This is a genomic window from Paraburkholderia madseniana (assembly GCF_009690905.1).
Lineage (GTDB): Bacteria > Pseudomonadota > Gammaproteobacteria > Burkholderiales > Burkholderiaceae > Paraburkholderia > Paraburkholderia madseniana.
In genome coordinates, this window is sequence record NZ_VOSW01000274.1 from 1 (window position 1) to 1,350 (window position 1,350).

A 1,350-nucleotide genomic window follows, 5' to 3' on the forward strand; every position below is an offset into this window, starting at 1 on the left:
TTTTTCCCTCATCTATATATCCTTCCTTCCACCACTTTCTCATTCCTTCCTTTTCCCTCTCCTCCTTCTCCATAATCCATTATTTCCTTCCTTTTTCTACCCCTCCTCTTATATCCCCCTCCCTCCTCCCCTCTTTCTCTTTTCTTCTCCCCCTTTCTTTTCCTCCTTTCCTTTCTCTTCTCCCCCTCTTACTCTTCCTCCTCCTCTCCTCCTCTCTCCTTCTCCCCCCTCTTCAATCCCCCCCCCCCTCTCCTCCTTCTCTCCCTTCCTCTTTTTCTCCTTTCTCTCCCTTCTCTCTCCCCTTTCCCTTCCCCCTCTCCTCTTTTCCCCCTCCCCTCCCCCTCTTTTCTTCTTTCCCCCCCTCTCTTCCCTCCCTTCTTTCTTTCCCCTCTCCCCTCTTCCCCCTTTCTTCCCTTTCCCTTTCCCCTTCTTCCTCCCTTCTCTCTTTCCTCCTTCTCCTCCTTCTTCCCCTTCCCTTCCTCCCCCTTTCCTTCTCCTCTCCTTCTCCCTTTCCCCCTCTTTCTTCTCCCCTCCTCCTCCTCCTTTTTCCCCCCTCCTCCCCCTCTCTTTTCCCTTCCCTCCTCCCCTTTTTCCCTTTCCTCTTCCCCCCTCCTTCCTTCCTCCTCCCCTTCCTTCTCCTCTTTCCCCTCTCTCCCTCTTCCCCTCTTCTCCTTTTCCCCTTCCTCTCTTTCCTCTCTCCCTCCCCCTCCTTCTCCTCTCCCTCCCCCCCTTTTCCTCTCTCCCTTTCCTCTCTTTTCCCTCCCCTACCTGCCTCTCTCCTTTCCCTCTTCCCTCTTCTCCTCTTTCCTTTTTTCTTTCTCCCTCTCCTTCTCTCTCTTTCTCTTTTCCTTCCCCTCCTCTTTTTCCTTTCTCCCTCTCTTCCCTTCTTCCTCCTTCCCTTTTTTTCTCTCTTCCTTTTTCCCTTCTCTTTCTTCCCTTCTTTTCCTCCCCCTTTCCTCTTTTTCTCTTTTTCTTCCTCTCTTTTCTCCTTCCTCCTCCCTCCCTCTCCCCCTCCTTTCTTTTTCTCCCTTTTTTTTTCCTTTTCCTCCTTTCTTTTTCTTTCTTCTTTTCTCTTCTCTTTTCCCCTCTCTTCCCCCTCCCCCTCTTTCTTTCTTTCCCTCTCTTTCTTTCCTCCTCCCCCTCCTCCCTCTCCCTCCTCTCTCCTCCCTCCCCTTCCCTCCTCCTCTCTTTCCCCCCCTTCTCCCCTTTTCTCTCCCTCTCCCCTTTCCCCTTTTCCTCCCTTCCCCCTCCTCCCTCTCTCTCTCCCCCCCTTCTCCTCCCCTCCCTCTCTCTCCTCCTCCCTCTCCCTCCCCCCTCCTCTCTTTTTCTCTCTCTTCTCCCTTCTTCCCC

The 1,350-nt window shown here is 53.1% G+C and carries 1 protein-coding gene; it reads right to left on the bottom strand.

The genetic code is table 11. From position 1 onward, the window contains the following. Positions 1–108: 108 nt before the first annotated feature. Positions 109–1,350 (bottom strand): hypothetical protein (locus FSO04_RS49130; protein WP_199203123.1); only part of this gene is annotated, 1,242 nt, incomplete at its 5' end.